The 24,090-nt window shown below is 44.1% G+C and carries 19 protein-coding genes and 2 tRNA genes; 7 read left to right on the forward strand and 14 right to left on the reverse strand.

Annotation, left to right across the window (positions count from 1 at the left end; translation table 11 throughout):
* Nucleotides 1-30: 30 nt before the first annotated feature.
* The 8 genes from rimP to rlmE all read right to left on the reverse strand — a co-directional run bounded on the left by rimP (nucleotide 31) and on the right by rlmE (nucleotide 6,572).
* The gene (gene rimP / locus AC3CH4_RS12365; protein ID WP_004734501.1) at nucleotides 31-486 is read right to left on the reverse strand and encodes a ribosome maturation factor RimP; all 456 of its coding nucleotides are present in this window, start codon (nucleotides 484-486) and stop codon (nucleotides 31-33) included.
* Nucleotides 487-723: 237 nt separating this feature from the next.
* Nucleotides 724-800, reverse strand: a tRNA-Met gene (locus AC3CH4_RS12370).
* A gap of 53 nt (nucleotides 801-853) precedes the next feature.
* A tRNA-Leu gene (locus tag AC3CH4_RS12375) sits at nucleotides 854-938 on the reverse strand.
* A gap of 16 nt (nucleotides 939-954) precedes the next feature.
* Nucleotides 955-1,287: a preprotein translocase subunit SecG gene (gene secG, locus AC3CH4_RS12380; RefSeq protein ID WP_004734504.1), complete on the reverse strand. Its 333-nt coding sequence runs from the start codon at nucleotides 1,285-1,287 to the stop codon at nucleotides 955-957.
* A 294-nt stretch (nucleotides 1,288-1,581) separates the two neighbouring features.
* A complete protein-coding gene (glmM, locus tag AC3CH4_RS12385; protein ID WP_017087432.1) occupies nucleotides 1,582-2,922 on the reverse strand; it encodes a phosphoglucosamine mutase in 1,341 nt (446 codons plus the stop codon).
* 21 nt (nucleotides 2,923-2,943) lie between these two features.
* The gene (gene folP, locus AC3CH4_RS12390; protein WP_146454906.1) at nucleotides 2,944-3,774 is read right to left on the reverse strand and encodes a dihydropteroate synthase; all 831 of its coding nucleotides are present in this window, start codon (nucleotides 3,772-3,774) and stop codon (nucleotides 2,944-2,946) included.
* 90 nt (nucleotides 3,775-3,864) lie between these two features.
* Complete coding sequence (ftsH, locus tag AC3CH4_RS12395; protein ID WP_054547518.1) at nucleotides 3,865-5,835, reverse strand: ATP-dependent zinc metalloprotease FtsH; 1,971 nt, start codon at nucleotides 5,833-5,835, stop codon at nucleotides 3,865-3,867.
* A gap of 107 nt (nucleotides 5,836-5,942) precedes the next feature.
* The gene (gene rlmE / locus AC3CH4_RS12400; RefSeq protein WP_004734508.1) at nucleotides 5,943-6,572 is read right to left on the reverse strand and encodes a 23S rRNA (uridine(2552)-2'-O)-methyltransferase RlmE; all 630 of its coding nucleotides are present in this window, start codon (nucleotides 6,570-6,572) and stop codon (nucleotides 5,943-5,945) included.
* 114 nt (nucleotides 6,573-6,686) lie between these two features.
* Here rlmE and yhbY point away from each other — a divergent pair, with 114 nt between their 5' ends.
* On the forward strand, nucleotides 6,687-6,983 hold the full coding sequence (yhbY, locus tag AC3CH4_RS12405; protein ID WP_004734509.1) for a ribosome assembly RNA-binding protein YhbY: 297 nt from the start codon (nucleotides 6,687-6,689) through the stop codon (nucleotides 6,981-6,983).
* A 125-nt stretch (nucleotides 6,984-7,108) separates the two neighbouring features.
* Here the strand turns inward: yhbY and greA are convergent, their stop codons facing one another.
* Nucleotides 7,109-7,582, reverse strand: coding sequence for a transcription elongation factor GreA (gene greA, locus AC3CH4_RS12410; RefSeq protein WP_065205118.1), 474 nt, complete (start codon nucleotides 7,580-7,582; stop codon nucleotides 7,109-7,111).
* 515 nt (nucleotides 7,583-8,097) lie between these two features.
* On the opposite strand from greA, the gene AC3CH4_RS12415 reads away from it, so the two are divergent.
* Together AC3CH4_RS12415 and dacB are read left to right on the forward strand one after the other, a co-directional pair.
* On the forward strand, nucleotides 8,098-9,144 hold the full coding sequence (locus tag AC3CH4_RS12415) for a porin (protein ID WP_146454908.1): 1,047 nt from the start codon (nucleotides 8,098-8,100) through the stop codon (nucleotides 9,142-9,144).
* Nucleotides 9,145-9,256: 112 nt separating this feature from the next.
* Nucleotides 9,257-10,690: a serine-type D-Ala-D-Ala carboxypeptidase gene (gene dacB / locus AC3CH4_RS12420; RefSeq protein WP_146454910.1), complete on the forward strand. Its 1,434-nt coding sequence runs from the start codon at nucleotides 9,257-9,259 to the stop codon at nucleotides 10,688-10,690.
* Nucleotides 10,691-10,826: 136 nt separating this feature from the next.
* On the opposite strand, the gene AC3CH4_RS12425 is transcribed toward dacB, so the two are convergent.
* Together AC3CH4_RS12425 and tyrS are read right to left on the reverse strand one after the other, a co-directional pair.
* Entirely contained in the window at nucleotides 10,827-11,672 is an 846-nt protein-coding gene (locus AC3CH4_RS12425) for a magnesium transporter (protein ID WP_026012370.1), read from the reverse strand.
* A 435-nt stretch (nucleotides 11,673-12,107) separates the two neighbouring features.
* Entirely contained in the window at nucleotides 12,108-13,295 is a 1,188-nt protein-coding gene (tyrS, locus tag AC3CH4_RS12430; protein WP_004734518.1) for a tyrosine--tRNA ligase, read from the reverse strand.
* Between the two features lie 129 nt (nucleotides 13,296-13,424).
* On the opposite strand from tyrS, the gene shyC reads away from it, so the two are divergent.
* Complete coding sequence (shyC, locus tag AC3CH4_RS12435) at nucleotides 13,425-14,714, forward strand: peptidoglycan DD-endopeptidase ShyC (protein WP_065205121.1); 1,290 nt, start codon at nucleotides 13,425-13,427, stop codon at nucleotides 14,712-14,714.
* A 90-nt stretch (nucleotides 14,715-14,804) separates the two neighbouring features.
* Here the strand turns inward: shyC and AC3CH4_RS12440 are convergent, their stop codons facing one another.
* From AC3CH4_RS12440 to erpA, 3 genes are all read right to left on the reverse strand, one after another.
* On the reverse strand, nucleotides 14,805-17,918 hold the full coding sequence (locus tag AC3CH4_RS12440; RefSeq protein ID WP_488543018.1) for an efflux RND transporter permease subunit: 3,114 nt from the start codon (nucleotides 17,916-17,918) through the stop codon (nucleotides 14,805-14,807).
* Nucleotides 17,919-17,928: 10 nt separating this feature from the next.
* Nucleotides 17,929-19,053, reverse strand: a complete 1,125-nt coding sequence (locus AC3CH4_RS12445) for an efflux RND transporter periplasmic adaptor subunit (RefSeq protein ID WP_488543019.1) — start codon at nucleotides 19,051-19,053, stop codon at nucleotides 17,929-17,931.
* Between the two features lie 339 nt (nucleotides 19,054-19,392).
* Nucleotides 19,393-19,734, reverse strand: coding sequence for an iron-sulfur cluster insertion protein ErpA (gene erpA, locus AC3CH4_RS12450; RefSeq protein ID WP_004734539.1), 342 nt, complete (start codon nucleotides 19,732-19,734; stop codon nucleotides 19,393-19,395).
* 296 nt (nucleotides 19,735-20,030) lie between these two features.
* Between erpA and hemL the strand changes: the two genes are divergently transcribed.
* From hemL to rsmC, 3 genes are all read left to right on the forward strand, one after another.
* Complete coding sequence (gene hemL / locus AC3CH4_RS12455) at nucleotides 20,031-21,326, forward strand: glutamate-1-semialdehyde 2,1-aminomutase (protein WP_004734538.1); 1,296 nt, start codon at nucleotides 20,031-20,033, stop codon at nucleotides 21,324-21,326.
* A 344-nt stretch (nucleotides 21,327-21,670) separates the two neighbouring features.
* On the forward strand, nucleotides 21,671-22,756 hold the full coding sequence (locus AC3CH4_RS12460) for an AI-2E family transporter (RefSeq protein ID WP_004734536.1): 1,086 nt from the start codon (nucleotides 21,671-21,673) through the stop codon (nucleotides 22,754-22,756).
* Between the two features lie 110 nt (nucleotides 22,757-22,866).
* On the forward strand, nucleotides 22,867-23,889 hold the full coding sequence (rsmC, locus tag AC3CH4_RS12465; protein ID WP_054547510.1) for a 16S rRNA (guanine(1207)-N(2))-methyltransferase RsmC: 1,023 nt from the start codon (nucleotides 22,867-22,869) through the stop codon (nucleotides 23,887-23,889).
* The last annotated feature ends 201 nt before the right edge of the window (nucleotides 23,890-24,090 follow it).

Genomic DNA, 24,090 nt, shown 5'->3' on the forward strand with positions numbered 1-24,090 from the left:
TAGCCTCTTAAGCTCTTCTCTCTAGGAGAACTAAAATTTAGGGATCAGGTTAGCTTTCGCAATATTGCTCAGGACGAATTCTTCTTCTTGTCCTTCAACCAATACTTTCACTGTCTCGCCTTCGATAGATTGGATATCACCTTTCCATTTACGACGGTTGCCGACAGCCATTTTCAAAACGATGCTTACCTCGTGACCAATAAATTGTTGGTAATGCTCTGCTTTGAACAGTGGTCTCTCTAAACCTGGTGAAGACACTTCAAGGTTATAAGCCACTGAAATTGGATCTTCAACGTCCATTACGGCACTTACTTGGTGACTAACCTCAGAGCAATCATCTACATTGATACCATTTGGTGAATCGATGTAAATACGTAGCGTTGAGTGCTCACCAGCACGAATAAATTCTAATCCAACTAACTCATAACCTGATGCTGCTACTGGAGCGTCAAGCATTTCAGTAAGTTGTCTCTCTAAACCAGTCATTTAACCACTCCAGAAACAAAAAAAGGGCTCAAAGCCCAATTTAAATTCCAAGCAAACATTATCATCTAAAGGCATTTACAAATGCTTAGATAACAAAAAACCCCGTATAAGCCGGGGTTTTTGTTGCTGGACCCTTATATGTTAAGTGTCATCACATTCGATATCACACTTAACTCACAGTGAGGTTCACACTGTGCAAACTTGCTACCAATACAAGCTATATAATAGCATTGAAATTGGTTGCGGGAGCCGGATTTGAACCGACGACCTTCGGGTTATGAGCCCGACGAGCTACCAAACTGCTCCATCCCGCGTCCGACTTGTGAGCATTATACGCCCAACAAGATGTTTTACAAGTTTGTAAATATGGTGCCGAGAGAGGGACTCGAACCCTCACACCCTAAGGCACTAGCACCTCATGCTAGCGTGTCTACCAATTTCACCATCTCGGCATCAAATCTTTGCAGATTATTGTGGAATTTCGTCGCCTTGCGTCGGAACTTCACTCACTGCATCTTCAGCTTGCTGAATTACCTGACCTTGAGTCGGGTCAATCCATTGTGACTCAGTTTTATGTGTAGACATATTACCAAGCACTAAGCTAAGGATAAAAAATGTAGTTGCAAAAACTGCAGTCATTCGGGTAAGGAAATTTCCTGAGCCACCAGCACCAAACACAGTGTTTGAAGCGCCAGCACCGAAAGAGGCTCCCATATCTGCGCCTTTACCTTGTTGAATCAACACTAGGCCAATTACACCAAGCGCTGCCAACAGGTAAATCACAAGTAGAACTGTAAACATTTTTCCACCTATGTTCCTAATTGTTGAGCCAGCGCCGTTCAAAAAACTATTTTTAAGAACAAGGCTAGCGACCTCCTAACTGAAGGCCGAGCAATACTAGCGAATGCGACGATGGCTGACAAGGGGAATTTGCTAAAAAATAAGCCTTTACCAAGCGAATGGTTAAAAAAAGGTCAAAAGCGACACAAAACTCATTTACGTCTCTTTTGACCGTTATATCTTTTGACCGTGATATAACTCAATCACTTCTAATCACAGGCGCTATCCGTCGCGCCCGTTAAATAAAAGGGTAAATTAGCAGTTTGCTTTTACTGCATCTGCAATCTTAAGCGCTGACGATTGAACAAGCTCAGCATCTTCGCCTTCAACCATGACACGCAGCAATGGCTCAGTGCCAGACTTACGTAATAGCACACGACCTTTCTCGCCAAGCTCAGCTTCTACTTCTACAACCGCCGCCTTCACCGCTTCTGCTTCGAGTGGATTTGAATCACCGCTGAAACGAACATTTTCTAGAACTTGAGGGTATAACGTCATACCTTGAGAAAGTTCATTCAGTGTCATTTCACTGTCGACAACTGAAGCCAACACTTGCAGAGCAGCAACGATGGCATCACCCGTGGTTACTTTATCCAATAGAATCACATGGCCAGAATTTTCTGCACCGATCTTCCAGCCTTTAGCAAGAAGTTGCTCCATGACGTAACGGTCACCAACAGCAGCACGTACAAATGGAATACCTAATTGCTTAAGGCCATTTTCCATACCAAGGTTCGTCATTAGCGTACCAACAACGCCGCCTTTCAACTCACCACGACGCAACGCATCACGAGCAATGATGTAAGCGATTTGGTCACCATCAACCTTATTACCTAGCTCATCAACCATGATGATGCGGTCACCGTCACCATCAAAGCCTAGGCCTAACGCTGCTTTTTCTTCAAGTACTTTAGCTTGCAGAGCACGCACATCTGTCGCACCCACTTCGTGGTTGATGTTAGTACCATTTGGCTCAACACCCATTGCAATCACTTCAGCGCCCAACTCTTTAAATACCGCTGGCGCAATGTGGTAAGTCGCACCATGTGCGCAATCCACCACAATTTTCATGCCCGCTAACGTCATTTTGTGTGGGAATGTACTTTTACAAAATTCAATATAACGGCCAGCTGCATCATTTAAACGTACAGCTTTACCCAATGCAGAAGATTCCACGCACTCGATATCTTTATCTAGTTCAGCTTCGATAGCCAACTCAATGTCATCCGACAATTTAGTGCCTTCAGAAGAGAAGAACTTAATGCCGTTGTCATAGAAAGGGTTATGCGATGCAGAGATAACGATACCAGCTTCAGCACGGAAAGTTTGTGTTAGGTAAGCAACGGCAGGCGTTGGCATTGGGCCAGTAAACGTAGCCTGAAGACCCGCAGCAGCAAGGCCAGCTTCTAACGCAGACTCAAGCATATAGCCAGAGATACGAGTATCTTTACCAATGATCACTTTCTTGGTGCCCTGCTTCGCAAGAACACGACCTGCAGCCCAGCCAAGCTTCAGAACAAAATCAGGTGTAATCGGGTATTGGCCAACTTTGCCACGTACACCATCTGTGCCGAAGTAACGTCTTTTATCAGACATATTGATTTTCCTTAATTATTATTAGTGATTGTTATTCATCACTTCGATTATCTTCATCGCTTCCAATGTATCTTCAACATCGTGAACGCGAATAATTTGTGCGCCTTTCATTGCTGCGATAGTCGCGCAAGTGACACTGGCTACCATGCAATCTGCTGGGGCCTTGTCCAGTAGCTTAAAGATCATCGATTTTCTCGACATCCCAGCTAAAACTGGCAACCCAAGCGTATGAAATTTTTCAAGGTGCGCTAATAGGTGGTAATTGTGTTCAATGGTTTTACCAAAACCAAAACCAGGGTCCAGAATCAGCTGTTCTTTTGAGATTCCTACAGCCTCACAAGCTTCCACTCTTTCTTGTAGGAATGCTTCAACATCCGTTAGAACATCGTCGTAAACTGGGCTAGCTTGCATAGTTCTTGGTTGGCCTTTCATGTGCATCAAGCAAACAGGAACATTAGCCTCAGCGGCCGCTTGTAGGGCACCTGGCTCTTGTAAAGCGCGTACATCATTGATCAAATCAGCACCAGCTTCAACAGCTTGGCGCATCACTTCCGCTTTGCTGGTGTCAATAGAAATCCAAACATCAAACTGGGCACGAATCGCTTTAATTGCAGGAATAACTCGAGCGATCTCTTCCTCTAAGGAAACGTCCGGAGCTCCAGGGCGAGTCGATTCACCACCAATATCAATAATGCTAACGCCGGCTTGAATCATTCGTTCAGCTTGCAGCAATGCATTGTCTAATGAGTTGAATTTCCCGCCATCGGAGAAAGAATCAGGCGTGACATTGAGGATACCCATTACATGTGGGCGGTCTAAAACGAGCGTTTTATTATTTGCTTTTAATATCATGAAAGGCAGGTCTTAAAGAGTAAAAAACACCTTGGGCTATAAACAGAAAAACCCTGAGCGTACTCAGGGTTTTAATTTATAGCTTAGCGATTAAGAATCTTTGTTTTGAGTATCATCTGATTCAGATTTAACTTCTTCAACTTTCGATTCTTCTGGGTCGGCTTTAGCTTGTTCTTCTGATTTAGCTTCAGCTTCAGGCTTGGCTTCTTCCTTTGCAGGTTCTGCTTTTGCTTGATCACCCCAACCAGCAGGCTCGCGAATCTCGTCTTTACGTTCCATCAAGTCATCAATCTGACCTGCATCAATCGTTTCAAACTTCATCAGCGCATCTTTCATCGAGTGCATGAGATCCATGTTCTCTTCAAGAATCTGCTTCGCACGAGCATAGTTACGGTCGATAAGAATACGAATTTCTTCATCGATTAACCTAGTTGTATCGTCAGAAACATGTTTCGCTTGGCTCATGCCACGACCTAGGAAAACTTCGCCCTCTTCTTCAGCATATAGAAGAGGACCTAGTTTTTCAGAGAAGCCCCACTGCGTTACCATCTTGCGAGCAATATCAGTTGCACGTTCGATATCGTTAGACGCACCAGTCGAAACCTTGTCTTTACCGTAGATTAGTTCTTCAGCAAGACGACCACCGTACAAGCTAGAGATCATTGACTCTAGGTGCTGGCGAGACATGCTTACGCGATCTTGCTCAGGTAGGTACATAGTCACACCAAGTGCACGACCACGTGGAATGATTGACACCTTGTACACTGGATCGTGTTCAGGTACCAAACGACCAACAATTGCGTGGCCTGCTTCGTGGTAAGCTGTTGACTCTTTCACTTCTTCAGACATCACCATTGAACGGCGCTCTGCACCCATCATGATCTTATCTTTCGCAAGTTCAAACTCAACCATCGATACATTGCGCTTGTTACCACGAGCTGCAAATAGCGCCGCCTCGTTCACAAGGTTCGCAAGATCTGCACCAGAGAAACCTGGAGTACCACGAGCAATCAGAGATGGTTCAACATCACCTGATAGTGGAACTTTACGCATGTGCACTTTAAGAATCTGTTCACGACCACGTACATCAGGTAGACCTACCACAACTTGACGGTCAAAACGACCAGGACGAAGTAATGCAGGGTCTAGCACGTCGGGACGGTTAGTCGCAGCGATAACAATAATACCTTCGTTACCTTCGAAACCATCCATCTCAACCAGCATTTGGTTAAGTGTTTGCTCACGTTCATCGTGACCACCACCAACACCAGCGCCACGTTGACGACCTACAGCATCGATTTCATCAATAAAGATGATACAAGGTGCTGCTTTCTTCGCTTGCTCGAACATGTCACGCACACGAGATGCACCAACACCAACAAACATTTCAACGAAATCAGAACCAGAGATAGTAAAGAACGGTACTTTCGCTTCACCAGCAATTGCTTTTGCAAGCAATGTCTTACCAGTACCAGGAGGACCGACCAACAGGATACCTGTCGGGATCTTACCACCCAGTTTTTGGAAGCGACTTGGGTCACGAAGGTAATCCACAAGCTCTTTCACGTCTTCTTTTGCTTCGTCACAACCAGCAACATCAGCAAACATCGTTTTGATTTGTTCTTCGCTCATCATTCGAGCTTTGCTCTTACCAAAAGACATCGCGCCTTTACCGCCGCCGCCGCCTTGCATTTGACGCATGAAGAAAATCCACACACCAATCAGTAAGATCATTGGGAACCATGAGATGAAGATAGTGCCAAGCAGGCTCTGCTCTTCAGGTGGTGTACCCTGAACTTTTACGTTTTGATTAATTAAGTCATCAAGTAGCTTTTGATCATAAACAGGCATGTAAGTTACATACTTAGAGCCACCACCACGACGTGTGAAAGTGATTTCGCTGTTATTGAACTGTGCGTCTTGAATCTGGCCTTGGCCAACTTCCTGTACAAACGTGGTGTAATCTACTGCTCTGCCGTTACTTTCCCCAGGGCCGAAGCTCTGGAATACCGACATCAACACTACCGCGATAACAAGCCACAGAATTAAATTTTTTGCCATGTCACTCAAGGTGTAAGCCTCTCGATAACTAATTGTAATTAAAGGTAGGGTACTACAGTTTGTAACCTGTAGCCATGTTGTTAACTCTCACTCTTGGAAGAGAATCGTTAACCTTTGTAACCAGTTGCTACGATAAACACTTCACGAGATCGAGCTCGAGAAGAGTCGGGTTTTCTAACTTTAACTGTTTTAAACATCTCACGGACGTCCTTAACATATTGGTCAAACCCTTCGCCTTGGAATACTTTTACAACAAAACTACCATTGGTAGCTAGAACTTGTCGACACATATCCAAAGCTAATTCAACTAAATACATAGCTCTCGGCTGATCCACAGAATTGTTGCCTGCTATATTAGGTGCCATATCAGACATCACGACATCAACCATGTTTGGTTGTATACGTTCCAACAAGGCATCTAGCACAGCTTCTTCGCGGAAATCGCCTTGTAAAAAGCTCACTCCAGCAATCGGATCCATAGGTAGCAAGTCACAAGCAATGATTTGACCGTTGTCTCCGATAATCTTAGCAGCATATTGAGACCAACCGCCAGGCGCTGCGCCCAAATCCACAATGGTCATCCCAGGAGTCAGCAATTTATCTTTCGTTTGAATCTCTTCCATTTTGAAATAAGCACGCGAACGATAGCCTCTTTTTCTTGCTTCATTTGCATACTTGTCGTCGAAGTGTTCCTTCAACCAACGGCCTGAACTGGCCGAGTGTTTCTGTTTGCTCATTGGATACCTAAATTGGAGGAAAGTACTAATTGCTGAATAAATTATAGTCTTCAGCTTTAGATGGCGTTAAAATAGGTTTTTTCAACCCTAATACTAAATAAAATTGGCCGCGTAATGAACCTAAGTACCAAACAAAAGCAGCATCTAAAGGGCCTAGCTCACAGTTTAAAACCTGTAGTGCTAATGGGCGCAAATGGACTTACTGAAGCTGTTCTAGCGGAAATCGAATTAGCTCTAGACCACCACGAACTGATCAAGATTAAAGTTGCATCAGAAGACCGTGAGACTAAGCAACTGATTATCGATGCAATTGTACGTGAATCTAAAGCTGAGAAAGTACAGACTATCGGTAAAGTTCTAGTACTGTTTCGTCAGTCAGAAGCACGCAAAATCGAGATTCCACGCAAATAAGCTAGTTTGACATCAAGCTAGCTCCACAATAAGAAAGCCACTGTGCTTACCTTTTAGTGTAGCGTGAGAAACGAAAAAGGTCGCATTAGCGACCTTTTTACTTATCAGAAACAAAGAAAATTCAATTAGATATATTCTACTTTGTCAATTTCGAAGTCCTTGTCACCACCAGGGGTAGAGATCAGTACTTCGTCGCCTTCCATCTTACCGATAAGACCACGTGCAATTGGTGATTTCACCGAAATGCGGCCTGTTTTGATTTCAGCTTCATCTTCAGAAACGATTTGGTAACGGAATTCTTCATCCGTATCAACGTCGATCAGAGTCACTGTCGTACCAAAGATAATCTTACCCGTATTATCCATCTGCGTTACATCGATGATCTGAGCTAACGATAGCTTGTATTCGATATCTCGAATTTGAGCTTCACAGATACCCTGCTCTTCACGAGCGGCGTGGTACTCTGCATTCTCTTTCAAGTCACCGAGTTCACGAGCTTCACCAATAGCTGCTGAAATAATAGGACGTAGCTTAAGTAGGCGATCTAATTCGTCACGTAGCTGCTGAGCGCCACGCACTGTCATTGGAACCTTTTCCATTTTTTACCTCTATGCCAAAGCTTTCTTTGGCCAACATAAATCCACCCAACATAGTTATTGGGTGATAGAAACAAAACGATTTGGCTTAGTGTAAACAAACTTTATGGCTAAATCACCTTTATTCCACTTTGCGTTATAAAAGCTTTATCTAGGTCTAAATTACAGACATCACAAAAATGAATAATAACCCACCCATCAATAAGTCAGCGTTCAAATACCTAAAAAAAACAAAAACAAACCAAATAAACACAGATCACACTTTTATAAAAAATCAACAAAAACAGCAACTTAAACAACATTAAACATAATAAAACAGTGTTCACAATTTTTATTGATATCATTTTACTAACTGACTATGGAACTTTAGGGGTAAAAAGTACCTCATGAATTGCTCTGGCAAGTTTCACGCTTTTGTTCTAAGCATGATTATGAAGCTTGATTAATACGAGCAATACACAAAAAGGATTCAAATCCTTAATAAATACCTTTATGGACAGTAATTAGGAATTAATAACATGAACAAGACTATGATCGCGCTTGCTGTATCTGCTGCAGCTCTTGCTACTGGCGCTAACGCGGCAGAACTATACAACCAAGACGGTAACTCTGTTGAAATGGGCGGCCGTGCTGAAGCTCGTCTATCTTTAAAAGATGGCAAAGCTGAAGACAAAACACGTATCCGTCTTAACTTCCTAGGTAAAGTTGAAATCCAAGACGGTCTATACGGTGTTGGTTTCTACGAAGGTGAATTCACAACTGCAGATAACGGTGGCGCTACAGATAGCGATAGCAGCGATATCACAAACCGTTACACGTACGCTGGTCTAGGCGGTACATTCGGTGAAGTAACTTACGGTAAGAACGAAGGTGCTCTAGGCGTAATCACTGACTTCACAGATATCATGGCATACCACGGTAACTCTGCAGCAGACAAACTAGCTGTAGCTGACCGTTCAGACAACATGCTTTCTTACAAAGGCCAATTCCAAGACCTAAACCTAAAAGCAAGCTACCGTTTTGCAGACCGTGAAGATTCAGCTCTTAACGGTTCTGGTTACACTGATAACGGCCAAGATGGTTACTCTCTATCAGGTATCTATGCTATCGGTGAGACTGGCGTTAAGCTGGGTGCTGGTTACGCAGATCAAGATAAGAACAATGAATACATGCTTTCTGGTTCTTACACTATGGGCGATTTGTACTTTGCCGGTGTATTCACTGATGGTGAAAAAGACTTTGATCGTCAATACGACTCTTCAAATGCTTCAAGCATCGGTAGTAAATTCACAGGCGTTCAAGACTACACTGGTTACGAATTAGCAGCGGCTTACACTTTAGGTCAAACTGTATTCTCAACTACATACAACAACGCTGAGACTGGTAACGACACATCTGCAGACAATATCGCAGTTGATGCTACTTACTACTTCAAACCTAACTTCCGTGGCTACGTTTCATACAACTTCAACCTACTAGATGCTAAAGATACTTTAGGTACAAGTACAGTTGGCGAAAAAGGTGCTGAAGACGAAGTTGCTTTAGGTATGCGTTACGACTTCTAATTCTGATTATCTAATTGTTTAATTAGTTAATTGAGAATCAAAACGCCCGCTATCTAGCGGGCGTTTTTTATATCTGTATACTGAAAACATCAGCCATCCAAGAAAATCTTCTATGCGCCTTCTACCCACCCTACTTGTATGTAGTTTTTCGATTAGCCTTTTCTCAATTAACGCTTTCGCATATGCCCCTCTTGATAAACTGCCCGATGGTAGTAGTACGACCTTAATACTGCAGTCATTGAGTGGCGATTCAAGTGAAATAAATACCGACACTGCTGGCTTTTACCCACCAGCCAGCACTTTAAAACTGGTCACAGCTTTGGCGGCTAAATTGGAACTGGGGGATGACTTTCACTACACAACCAACATAGTTCGTTCTAATAAAGATGTTGTGATCTCATTCAGCGGTGACCCAACACTACAGCGAGAGCACCTAAAAAGCCTGTTATCTCAATATGCTAAATCGCAATCTAAAACCATCAAAGGCAACTTATACCTCGATAACTCGGCTTATACAGGCTATCAACGAGCAGTTGGTTGGCCTTGGGACATTCTAGGCGTTTGTTACAGTGCGCCTTCTAGCGCGATGACCTTAGACAGCAACTGCGCGCAAGCCTCTATTTATACAAAAGATAACGGTACAACACGCGTATATATCCCAGCTCATTACCCAATAGACGTGACAACCACCGCAGCCACCGTAACTCGCTCAGGGCAGAAGGCGACACAATGCAACTTAGAGCTCATTACTACTCCAGACAACGCTTACAAGCTCTCTGGTTGCTTAGTTGAGCGTAAGAAACCACTACCGCTCAAGTTTGCGATTCAAAATCCAGAGCTTTATACCTATCAAGTCGTGGCCTCGCTTCTTAAAGAGCTGAAAATCCAAGTTAAAGGCGATGTGATTGTTGGTAAGAAAGCTAAAGCAGACAAAACTACGTTAGTCGCGAGCCACCATTCTGAAAAGCTTCCTGAACTGCTCGATACCATGTTGAAGAAATCAGACAACCTAATCGCAGACAACCTCACCAAAACACTGGGTGCAACGTTTTATGTCCAGCCTGGTAGTTTCAATAACGGCACCGAAGCGATAAAACAGATATTACTGACCAAGGCCAACATTGACCTAAACAAAGCACAGTTGGTTGATGGCTCAGGGTTATCGAGGAATAATCGCATGACCTCGCAAACCATGGCTCAGGTTCTGCGTTACATCTGGGATAACGACAAACAGCTCAACCTAATTGAGGCAATGCCAACATCAGGCACTGATGGCACGCTCAAATATCGTCAAAGCATGCGAAAGGCACCAATCCAAGGCAGTATTATTGCGAAAAGTGGCTCTTTGTACGGTAGCTACAACATGGCGGGGTTTGGTTTAGATAAGTCAGGCAATCCAAATTCAATCTTCGTACAGTTTGTGCGAGATTACTTCCCTGATAAGCAAAACCCAGACAAACCAGTCGAAGCACCTATCACCCTCTTTGAACGTGCTTTCTACACAGATGTAGTTAAATTCAGCCAAACATATAGCAAATCCAAATAACTGCTTACTTGTAAGAGGCTGTTAATTAAACAATAAAAAATGGCGCTGAAGATCTTAAATCTTCAGCGCCATTTTTGTTTCTAAGGTGTTTTTCTTCGGAAGTGCTTTTTGTTTCCAAAGTCTTTATTTATAGGCGTTAAGCGATACCCAAAAATGAATTCACTACCGTGAAGTAAATCCACATCCCTGAAATGTCGACTACTGAAGCCAAAACAGGGCTCACCAGTACCGCCGGATCTAACTTGAATAACCGAGCAACAATCGGCAATCCAGCGCCAAGCACGGTTGATATTGTCACTTGAATAAACAGAGCGACAGCAATCGCGTAAGCAATCATATTAATGTCATAACCACCCGTTGATTGGTTGTCACTGAACAGTAAGATGCGACCTATCATCACCAAGGCAATCGCAAGTGCCAAGCAGATAGCAACTCTAAATTCTTTCCATAAAACGTTCGCCCATTGGCGCTTCTTCAACTCGCCTGTGGCTAAGGCCCTGATGACCAAAGTCGCGGCTTGTGTTCCGGTGTTACCACCAGCAGCAGCAATTACAGGCATGTAAATTGCCAAAAGTACCAACTGACTGAGAATGTCTTCATACTGAGCAATAATAAGCCCTGAGACGATTCCCAATAGTGCTAACGCAATAATCCAACCGATACGCTGCCTAACATGGCTAAGCACTCCAGTTGAAAGGTAACCTTGTTGAGGCTCAACCTCTGAGTAGATCAGCCCTAGTTGGTGAGCTAGATGTCGTGAGCGCTTCTCAAAGCCCTGCTCTTCTAGCTCACTAAGTAAAGTCTGAATAATACTGAGAGAGCATTGCCCAAGTACTAACACCGCATCTTCAAGTGGCATTCGGTTTAAAAGGTTAATTTGTTGCTCACGCCCATACTGTTGAAATGCATTCGATACAGCTTGGATGTCTTGCTCTGTGTACAAAGCTTCGATAGATAAAAAAGTGTTGTTCATTACCGTCATGGCGAATCTCCCGATTGGCAAAGGTAACGACCATCAAAACAAATAGCATAAGTTTATAGATTTATAGATTTATAGATTTATAGATTTATAGATTTATAGATTTATGCGCACCAAGAGCTGAAAGCTACTGGTGTGTCTACTTGTTAGAATCTAGTGTGTGGAAAAGAATGAGGGGGAAAAACAAAGATACCCTACCCGAACGGCAGGACAATAGATCAATACCGAGACGGGTTATTCTTCTCCATTCAAACTAGGAGGATGGTCGGTATTGTTCATAAAAATCTCCAGAATTACTGTCAATATGACAGCGCGCATAGTGTAGCAATAGCCGTTCAAAAACTTCGTCAACTTTCTGTCAATAAATAGGGGGCAATAAAAAAGGCATCCGTAGATGCCTTTCGGTATAACTATCACAATTTAATATATAGATTGATATTATTTGATAGTAATACGAGCAAACTTACGCTTACCTACTTGGTAAACTGCAGTACCAGCTTCAGGTACGAACTTGCTGTCTTCAATCTTCTCGCCTTCAAGCTTAGCAGCGCCTTGCTTGATCATACGCATCGCATCAGAAGTAGAGTTTACAAGACCCGCTTCTTTTAGAACGTTAGCAATCGGTAGGCCGGCTTCGAATTCAAATTCAGGCATCTCATCAGGAACTTGGTTTTTAGCAAAACGGTTAACGAACTCTTGCTCAGCCGCTTCAGCATCCGCTTCACTGTGGAAACGAGCAATGATCTCTTTCGCTAGAAGTACTTTAACGTCACGAGGGTTTTTGCCCGCCTCAACGCCAGCTTTCAGTTCCGCAACTTCTTCAAGTGGACGGAAAGACAGTAGCTCGTAGTAGCTCCACATTAGATCGTCAGAGATAGACATGATCTTACCAAACATCTCGCTTGGTGCTTCGCTAATACCGATGTAGTTGTGCGCAGACTTAGACATCTTCTTAACGCCGTCTAGACCTACAAGTAATGGCATCATCAGTACCGCTTGTGGTTTTTGACCTGCTGCTTTTTGCAGTTCACGACCCATTAGAAGGTTAAACTTCTGGTCAGTACCACCAAGCTCAACATCACTCTCTAGTGCAACAGAGTCGTGACCTTGTAGAAGTGGGTACATGAATTCATGGATTGCGATCGGTTGACCACCAGCGTAACGCTTTTTAAAATCATCACGCTCAAGCATACGAGCAACAGTTTGGTTAGAAGCAAGACGAATCATGCCTTCAGCGCCAAGCTCAGATAGCCACTCAGAGTTGAAACGAATTTGTGTTTTCGCAGGGTCTAGAATCTTGAATACTTGCTCTTTGTAAGTTTCAGCATTCTTCAATACGTCTTCACGGCTTAGCGGTGGACGCGTTGAGTTCTTACCTGATGGATCACCAACCATTGCAGTGAAATCACCAATAAGGAATGTCACTTCATGACCAAGCTCTTGGAAAGCACGAAGCTTGTTAAAGATAACCGTATGGCCTAGGTGGATATCTGGAGCAGTTGGATCGGCACCCAGCTTAATGCGTAAAGGACGACCTTCTTTTAATTTAGCAATCAGTTCGTCTTCTGGAATCAGTTCTTCTACGCCACGTTTGATCTCGGCTAGTGCAGCTTCAATACTCGCCATTCTTGTTCACTCCCACAGATTTGGCAAAAATATAATAATTAGACATCTTACTTGAATAGCGATGTATTTTGAAACCAGTTACACTATTCCGTCGTCGATTTTCATAATATTTACAGAACGAACCGGAACATGTTGTCTATTTTTGCACGCCTTCCTATTTTGCACCGGGCTTTTATCGCATTTTTTAGTGCCGTAATTTTCGTCGCGATCTTCTTACTCCCCGATGTCAGCAGTTTACGTGACGATACGGGCGCTTTAGTGGTGGGGAAACATTACCCACTGACTATCAATGCATCCGCGCTTGTTAGCTCAAGTGACGCACCGCCGACGGCAGTGCTTAATTGGGAGAAATACACCGTTCGTTCTGGCGAAAGCACCTCTGTCTTATTTGAACGTATTGGCCTCTCATACCGCTTGCTGATCACGCTACTCAATACCAATAATGATATTAAGAAGCAGCTGTCTAACCTAAGACCTGGCGATGTATTGCAGTTTGGTTTTGATGAAAACAACGACCTTATTCAGTTAAAACGACAACTTAGTGCGTTTGAAAGCTTCAAGATCACTAAGTCTGGCGATTCTTTCTCATCAAGTTTCGACAAAAAAGAAGTGGCCTACCAGTACAACTATGCCGAAGCCAACATCACTTCTAACTTCTGGAATGCAGGGGTCAATGCAGGCCTAACTGCAAACCAAATTATGGAACTGGCGGGTATATTCGGTTGGGATATCGACTTTGCGTTAGATATTCGCAACAACGACAGCTTCAAAATCTTGTACCAAGAGAAAGTGGTTGAAGGCGAAGTTGTTGGTCGCGGTAAGATCATGGCGGCCGTATTCAAAAACCAAGGTGATTCATTTACCGCGGTATTAGATGATAAGAGTGGCAACTATTTCGATGAGAATGGTCGCGCAATGAAGAAAGCCTTCCTGCGCTCACCGATTGATTTCCGTCGTGTGACATCCAACTTTAACCCTAATAGAAAACACCCAGTAACCGGCAAGGTTCGAGCGCACCGAGGCACCGACTATGCAGCTCCTGTTGGCACGCCGATATGGGCAGCCGGTGACGGTATTGTCCAGAAGTCGGGTTACAACCAATTCAATGGTAACTACGTGTTCATTCGACACAGCAACACCTACATCACCAAATACCTGCACATGAAGAGACGTATGGTGAAAACAGGCCAACGTGTAAAACAAGGCCAAACCATTGGTACTTTGGGTGGCACCGGTCGTGTTACTGGTCCGCACTTACACTATGAATTCTTAGTCAATGGCGTACATAAGAATGCGCGTACCGTGAAATTACCGCAATCTAAGTCGTTAACAGGTAAAGCAAAAGCAACATTTATTGCGAACTCAGAAATTCGATTGAGTAACCTTGAGCGATACGGCCAGTTACTAGCAACTAATTAGGCTACTAGTGACTAATTAGATTAATAGCCATATAAACCAACGAAAAGAGCGCCCATCAAGGCGCTCTTTTTATTTCCATCGAACCAGGAATTATCTTTCACTATCGTTGCTTGGGAACACATCGGGCTTCTTATTTCGACCTAGCATTAATAGACAAGGAGTAAGCACCAAGGTCAATACTGTCGCAAAAGCTAAGCCTCCCGCAATTGCCGTAGCGAGTTGCGACCACCATTGCGTGCTCGGTGCGCCAAACTCAATCTTTTGATTAATCAAATCGATGTTCATTTCTAACACCATCGGCATCAAGCCTAAAATGGTGGTAACCGTAGTAAGCATTACTGGTCTTAAACGCTGAACTCCCGTCCTGAGAATCGCATCTCGCTTGTCCAAGCCGCGTTTTATCAGTTGGTTATAGGTATCAATCAGCACAATATTGTTGTTTACCACAATTCCTGCCAGCGCTATCACTCCAATACCGGACATCACAATACCAAACGGACGCTGGAAGATAAGCAAACCAACAAACACACCAACCGTTGAGAACAGCACCGCACTAAGAATCAAAAACGCTTGATAGAAGCTATTGAACTGAGTAATCAAAATCAAAGCCATCACCGCCAATGCAACTAAGAAAGCACTTTGTAAGAAGGCTGAAGAGTTTTCTTGTTCTTCATTCTGACCACGGATACGAAACTCAACGCTACTTGGCAGCCCTAACTCACTCAGCGACTGTTCGATCTTTGGCAGCTCAAGGGCAAGGTTATAGCCCTCTTCCATATCCGCCATGATGTTCACGACTCGCTTACCATCGAGGCGCTTTATCGTGTCCTGCTTATGGTCTGGCACAATCTGAGCAAAGTTAGTGATCGGCACCAAGCCTGCTGGTGTTTTAACTCTTAGTTGGTCAAAGCGCCCAATATCTCTTTTATCGCTTGGATAGCGCACCAAGATATCGACCTCTTCTGAAGAATCATCTGGGAGGTAATCGCCAATCTTTAGCCCGTTAGTGACGAATTGAACCGTATTACCCACCAAGGTCGCATCAGCCGAAAAACGCGCAGCATCATCTCTGCGAATATCCACTTTCCAATCGATGCCATCTTTACTCGCGGTATCACTTATATTGGTCAGCGCCTGATTGCCATCCGCCCAGTTTCTTACAATTTTTGCAGCCTGATTAAGCTGCTCTGGTGTTCTTGCCGACAGCTCAATCACTAAGTCATTCTCAACGGGAGGCCCTGCATCTGGAAACTTATATTCAATCTCGACCCCTGCGTATTGATCGGTGTGCACCTTTAATTCTTCAATGATCGCCTTAACACTGCGACGGTATTGCCAATCCACAGGGGTGATCGATATCAAACCAATCTGATCATCACCACCAGTACGCGTATAAACGGTATCGAACTCATCATGATTGAGCATCATCTGTTCAATATCACGCATGATGACATCTTTCTCTTGGATTGATAGATCACCATGAGAGCGAACTTTGACGTTAAAGAATGGCGGATCAACTTCTGGGAAGAACTCTGCACCTAGCCCCGCTTTTGAATACGTAAAACCAACCGCAACCGCAAGTAATATCGCACTGAAAAGAATCTTAAAGGGGTGCTTAATCGCAATCGACAACGTGTGGTAGTACGCTTTGGTTAAGCCTGTCGCTTGTGAAAAGTCGCCATTATGCAGTGCCACCATTCGAGCTTGGCTTTTGGGCGATACATATTGAGGTTTACCAATCAAACCACCGAGTACAGGCACAAACAACAACGCCATAATCAATGAAGCGGTTAAGGTTGCAATCAACGTTAATGGCAAGAACTTCATGAATTCGCCCGTCACATCCGGCCAAAACAGTAACGGAGCAAATGCCGCCAACGTTGTCGCAGTAGACGCTGTTATCGGCCATGCCATACGCTTAGCGGCATCCCGGTAAGCGGCTTTACGTCCTTCACCTTCTTGCATTCGCCTGTCGGCAAACTCGGTAACCACAATTGCGCCATCGACCAACATACCAACCGCCATGATCAACGAGAACAGCACCACGATGTTGACGGTTAGACCAAACACAGACAACACCAACAACCCCGTGAGGAATGATCCAGGAATTGAAATTCCGACCAATAGCGCGGTTCGAACACCAAGAATGGCGATGATCACGATCACCACTAAAATGATGGCGGATAAGATATTGTTTTGCAGATCGTTGAGCATGATCTTCACATCTTTAGATTCATCCCAAGTGTATTTGACCAAAAGGTTATTTGGCCAGCCCTCTTGCTGCTGAGCACCAGCGATTACCGCTTTGACTAGCTCAACGGTTTCAATGATGTTTTCACCTGCACGTTTCTTGATATCCAAGACAACCGCGGATTTACCATCTAAACGGGCAAAGCTTTCAGGATCTCGAAACGCTCGGCGAACCGTAGCCACATCGCCAAAAGTGACCACCTGTTTACCATCCACTTTAATTGGTAGCTCAAGCACATCTTTTAGAGAGTTAAACACCGAAGGGACTTTGACAGAAAAACGCCCGTAGCCTGTATCAACAAAGCCTGCGGCCACCACTCGGTTATTCAAAGCAATCAGATTATAGATATCCGCTTGATCTAGGCTGTAACTCTCCATCAATAATGGATCAACGATGATTTCCACGATGTCATCGCGATCGCCTGCAATGTCGACTTCAAGGATCTGACGATAACTTTCGAGTTTATCTCCGAGATCCCGGGCAATTTGGACAATGGTGCGTTCGGGGACGGTGCCAAACAGAACCACTGACAACACAGGTTGCTCAGAAGCGAGTGTCACCTCATTCACGGTCGGCTCGTCACTGTCTTCTGGTAGCTTTGGTTTGGCAAGGTCAACCGCATCACGCACATCCGCCATAGCTTTAGTCAGATCGACACCAACGTTAAATTCCAACACAACAGAGGCATGGCCTTCTGCTGCCGTTGCCGTCATCTCTTTTACGCCTTCAATAGACCTAAGCTCTTGTTCTATTGGTCGAACTAATAAACGTTCGGCATCAGTAGGAGAGATACCTTGATGCCCTACAGAAACATAGATAATAGGAATCGTGATGTCAGGGCTCGATTCCTTAGGGATCGTAATATAAGTCGCAGCACCCGCGACAAGGATTAACGCTAAAAGGGAGAGCATTGTTCGAGCACGAGACAAGGCTGCATCAATAATTGAATACATCGGCTATCTCCTACTCAGCAATTACATTAGAGAGTTCAGCGCCTTGCTCAACAGCAATCACCGAATCACCATCACGTACAAACCCTTGCCCTACCGTGATGATATCGACACGTTGTCCAAGTCCTGTGAGCCAAACTCCATCTTGCTCTGCCTTTACTAGCTGAATGCCTACAAATTTCACGGTTGGTGAGTCATCGACTGAAACCAAAGTTTTGACCCCAAGGTTACCTGCCTCATCCAGTGCCAGCATGGCAGGTGTAATCTTGATTGCATCTCTTGTTTCTAGGTTGAGTGTTACTTCTGCACTGACACCTGCAGGTAATAGGCCTTTGGAGTTATCGATTTCAATCTCTATTGGGAAGGTATTGGTAGCAGCAGAAGAGATTCGAGAAACATAGCGTAAGCGGCCTTCCGCTTCTTCTCGCCCTAACAAGCGAACCAAAGCAGATTGATTGACTAACAAGTGTTGGATATGACGCTCACTGACATCGGCCTCAATAACCAAAGGATCGAGGTCAATCACGCCTGCGACCGGATCGCCAACCCCAACAAAGTCACCAAGCTCCACCATCAAATCTTGAACCACACCCGAAAAAGGCGAAGTAATCACAGTATTCTTTAAAGCCAGTTCCGCATTGCGCTTCATGGCCTTTGCTTCCGTTAATGAAGCCTCAGCGGTGGTATAAGCTATCTCACCTTGCAGCCCTCTCTTCTTCAAAGATTGCGCCGCTTTGAATTCTTTCTGCTTCAAGCGATATAACGCAGATGCTCGCTCTAGTTGAATCTCTAAATCACCTTTATCTATCTGGGCAATGGCTTGTCCAAATTTAACCGCATCGCCCTTTACAACGTTCAATCTAACAACCTTGCCCGCAACTTCTGCTCCCAAACGAGCATGCCTATCGGGCGCCGTTCGACCATAGAGATCAATCGTTTTAAAGGTCGGTGATGAAGTAAATGTTTGAAAGGAGACCTTAGCCAACGGAATTTTTGTCGCTTTTTTTTCAGGTGACTCTTCCGCTTGCCCCACTCCTAAACCAAGCCAAATCGACAACAGCACAACTAGAATCAGAGAAACCAACCACGGCTGCTTCAGTTTCTGAAAAAGTGGAGAGTTAGAAAATAGAGTGGGCATAGCAAATCCTTTTGTCCGATGTTATTAAGGCGCGCTAATTAGCTTAACACTGTCATATGCAACATCCTGATGCACTGCGGTAACCTTAACAGACCCACACCCAACGAAATTGGACTCTATCGACAGTTTAAAAAATATGGCGTTTACTATAAGTCAGGCAGATGAAATTAAGATTACACATTCCCAACTTAAATACCTCTTAGTGTGTATGGCTAGAACAGGTCGAATTACTGTCTGTTTTATATGATGTATTTCTTAAAAACAAAAACGCCGAGCATGAGCTCAGCGTTTAAAATATTTCTAATGTAGCTCTCAGTTCAAGCTACCTTTCAGTTCACGTTAGACGCTAAATGATGCACCACAGCCACATGTTGTTGTCGCGTTCGGGTTGTTCACAAAGAAACGTGCGCCTTCTAGACCTTCAGTGTAATCAACCATGCCGCCCATTAAGTACTGTAGGCTCATTGGGTCAACAACCAGCGTAACACCGCTGTTTACAATAGTAGTGTCGCCATCATTTACTTTTTCATCAAATGTGAAGCCGTATTGGAAACCACTACAACCGCCACCTGTAATGTATACACGCAGTTTTAGTTCTGGGTTTTCTTCTTCAGCAATTAGCGTTTGTACGCGTGTAGCTGCTGCATCAGAAAAAGACAATGGGATATTTACTTCGCTCACGACAACCTCTCTTACCTGTGTCAAAAACAACATGATACAAATCTAATTCGAGACCATAGTTGTTGAGTATTTTCTTATATTCTGATGATTATCTAATACCTGACTGAAACGTTCAAGTATTCACCACAGGATCGTTCCTTTTACTGTCGTAAACTCGCCCATATCTGACAATTAAAACGTGTAACCACACAAAACAACCAGATTCGGGGGATTATATCGGCGAAAGCATTCCTAGTTGGATTCTGGATAGGTACAATGCGTGCCAATTGGTCCGACAGTCAAAAGAGGATATATCAATGACCAAATCAGCAGAACTGTATCAAAAGGCACAGCAAACTATTCCAGGTGGCGTTAACTCTCCAGTGCGCGCTTTTAACGGTGTAGGTGGTTCTCCAATCTTCGTTGATAGAGCTGACGGCCCACTTCTTTTTGATGCTGATGGGAAAGCATATATCGATTACGTTGGTTCTTGGGGCCCAATGATCCTTGGTCACAACCACGCAGTTATCCGTGAAGCTGTCATTGATGCAGCGCAACGCGGCCTTAGCTTCGGTGCTCCAACCGAAACTGAAATCAAAATGGCTGAACTTGTCTCTGAGATGGTTCCATCAATGGAACAGCTACGTATGGTGAGCTCAGGTACAGAAGCAACAATGAGTGCGATTCGTCTTGCTCGTGGCTTTACTGGTCGTGACAAAATTCTTAAGTTTGAAGGCTGTTACCACGGTCACGCAGACAGCCTACTGGTAAAAGCAGGTTCTGGTGCACTGACTTTAGGTCAACCAAGCTCTCCTGGCGTACCAGCTGATTTTGCGAAACTAACGCTAACAGCAACCTTCAACAATCTAGATTCAGTACGTGAAATCTTCGCAGCAAACAAAGGCGAGATCGCTTGTATCATCGTTGAGCCTGTAGCGGGTAACATGAACTGCATCCCTCCAGTCGAAGGCTTTCACGAAGGTCTACGTGAAATCTGTGACCAAGAAGGTGCGTTGCTAATCTTTGATGAAGTAATGACAGGTTTCCGCGTTGCTGAAGGTTGTGCTCAGGCTTACTACAACATCAAGCCAGACCTAACGTGTCTTGGTAAAGTGATCGGCGGCGGCATGCCAGTGGGTGCTTTCGGTGGTCGTAAAGACGTGATGCAATACATCGCACCAACAGGCCCTGTTTACCAAGCGGGTACGCTTTCAGGTAACCCTGTTGCTATGGCAGCTGGCTACGCTTGTTTGAACCTTCTAAGAGAAGAAGGCAACGAAAAGCGTCTAGCTTCAAAAACTAAGCAGTTGGCAAAAGGCTTCAAGCAACTTGCTGACAAGCACGGCATCCCGATGCTAGTTCATCAAGTTGGCGGTATGTTTGGTTTCTTCTTCACTGACCAAGAAACTGTGACGTGCTACGAAGATGTAACTAAGTGTGATGTAGAACGCTTCAAGCGCTTCTTCCACCTAATGCTAGATCACGGTGTTTACCTTGCACCTTCAGCATTCGAAGCAAGCTTTACTTCTCTTGCTCATGGTTCAAAAGAACTGGATGCAACACTAGAAGCTGCTGACCGCTCTCTTGCGATCATTGCTGCTGAAAGCAAATAGTCGAAAGCACTTTATAAGTCGCTAACCGATTGAATTTAGGGCTGCATTGGATGCAGCCCTTTTTTTATACATCGCATTCATTAGCCACAAATATGACAGCTTATTTGGCCGTCGATTAAGGCTAAAGCTGAACCAAAAGCGACTAACGTTCCCAGAAAAGAAAAACCAACAACATCAAGGTGCCAAGGAACATTCTGAACCAAGGGATCTCTTTTTTTGTTTGCTGTTCTTCATCTTGGCATTTCTTATCTTTATTACAGCATCCCATTATCAAAACTCCTCATTGCTAACTCTCTGTTTTGCAGCCATTATAAACTCAGAACGCAAATATAGAGACCATTAACGTGTCAGAAAAACTCAAAATCAATACCAGCCACTGGGTGATCATCATCGCCCTACTTGCGGCGGCTTATGCTTGTTACTTGCTTATAGAGCCGTACGTCAACTCAATCGTGATGGCCTTTATCATTTCACTATTGATGTTCCCAATCCATGAGTGGCTTGAAAAAAAGCTCCCGAATAAAGAAAATATCGTCTCTCTGCTGTCTTGTGTGATTCTGACTTTCATTATTGTTATCCCTTTATTGGCAGTATTCGCAGCAATTGTTCAGCAAGGTTCTCTGTTCTCTCAGAACACCTACCAATGGGTGACCCACGGCGGTATTCAGACTCTTTTTGCACACCCATTAGTGGTCAAAGCGCTGTCATTTGTGAATAACTACTTGCCTTTCGACAACATTGAGCCTCAAGCCATCGCACAGAAAGTCGGTGAATTTGCGACCAGCTTTGGCTCAAAACTGGTTGGTATCAGTGCAAAAATCCTTGGTGATGCGACCAATTTCTTGATGGATTTCTTCTTGATGCTGTTTGTTCTGTTCTTCTTATTAAGAGATCACGACAAAATCATCAGTGTGGTTCGCCATATTCTGCCACTATCTCGTAGTCAAGAAGACAAGCTTCTAACAGAGATTGAGCAAGTATCGAAATCAGCTGTAATGGGTTCATTCTTAACCGCAATAGCACAAGGTTTTGCGGGCGGTTTAGGTATGTGGATTGCCGGTTTCCCAGGCCTATTCTGGGGCACCATGATGGGCTTTGCCTCTTTCATCCCAGTTGTGGGGACCGCTCTAATCTGGATCCCTGCGGCGACCTACTTGTTCCTAACAGGCGATACAACGTGGGCTATTTTCCTAACTGTTTACTGTGTAGCGATTGTTGGTTCGATTGATAACCTGCTTCGTCCGCTGCTGATGCAAGGCAGTGCAGGCATGAATACCTTGATGATCTTCTTCTCACTGTTAGGTGGTATTCAATTGTTTGGCCTAATTGGTCTTATTTACGGCCCACTGATCTTTGCTATTACGATCGTCCTTTTCAATATTTACGATGAAGAGTTTAAAGACTTTTTGAACCAGCAAGACAAGAGTTAACCTAATCAACGTCAACTTGGTTGGCGAACGAGTATTAAACACTTCAAGCTTTGGGCGGATTATGCGAAAATCCGCCCTCATTTTTTGCTAACGATTCAATAGAGTGTCCTATGTCAGCTTATATTGCCCCAAGCCAGATTGCTCAACGCCAACTCGCCTACTTTGAAGGCAAACATGTTTTAGTTGCAGGTGAGGCAGAAGACTTATTCCCTGTTGAATTAGCGAAACATTGTGAATCAGTCACCGTATTTACCTCTAATTACAGCTACTACCGTCAATTAGAAGGCTGCAACACCATCCAACGTTTTTATGGTGCGGAGTTTACCGAAGAAACCAAAGCCGACTTAGTAATGTTGTACTGGCCAAAGGCTAAAGCGGAAGCGGAATTTCTGTTGGCGATGTTATTTGCCAAGCTAGGTAAAGATACCGAGATTGTCGTAGTTGGCGAGAATCGTTCTGGTGTTAAAAGTATCGAGAAGATGTTCGCTCCTTACGGTAAAGTCGTGAAATACGATTCGGCACGTCGTTGCTCTTTCTACTGGGGTCAATGCTTCGAGCAACCACAAGCCTTCAATCTGCAAGACTGGTTTAAAACCTATACGGTTAACATTGATGAGCAGTCACTGACGGTAAAAAGCCTTCCAGGTGTGTTTAGTCACGGCCAATTTGATGTAGGTAGCCAACTGCTACTTGATACTCTGCCAAAGCTGAAAGGTAAGGTACTGGATTTCGGTTGTGGTGCAGGTGTATTAGGCGCGGTAATGGCATCTCGCAACCCTGATATCGAGCTGGAAATGTGTGATATTAGCGCTTTCGCAGTAGCGTCGAGTCAAGCCACCTTGCAAGCGAATGGTTTGACAGGTCATGTGTTTGCTTCTGATGTCTATTCTGATACGTCAAAAGACTACCAATTCATCATCAGTAATCCACCATTCCATTCTGGTTTGGATACAAGCTACAGCGCGACTGAGACCTTACTTGCTCAGGCTCCTAAGCATTTGAAGCGTTCTGGCGAGATGATTATTGTTGCGAACAGTTTCTTAAAATACGTTCCAATTATTGAACAAGCGTTTGGAAAATGCGCGACTCTAAATAAGACCACTAAATTCGCGATCTACCACGCAAACAAATAGCCTATCTAGCACAGCGCAGGGTCATTATCTGCGCTGTCTGTTCATATTTTTGTCAAAACTCTATAAAAATGAGCTTTTGCACACGCTTTAAATACCACTTACTTGTCAAAGTAAAAAAACTCGTTAATTTCGTTAAATTGGAACCCGTTAATTCTATTCTCTGTACCTGTTTTCACCCCTTTTAGCAGTACATCAAAGGAA

Source organism: Vibrio sp. QJM3NY_26, assembly GCF_057786005.1.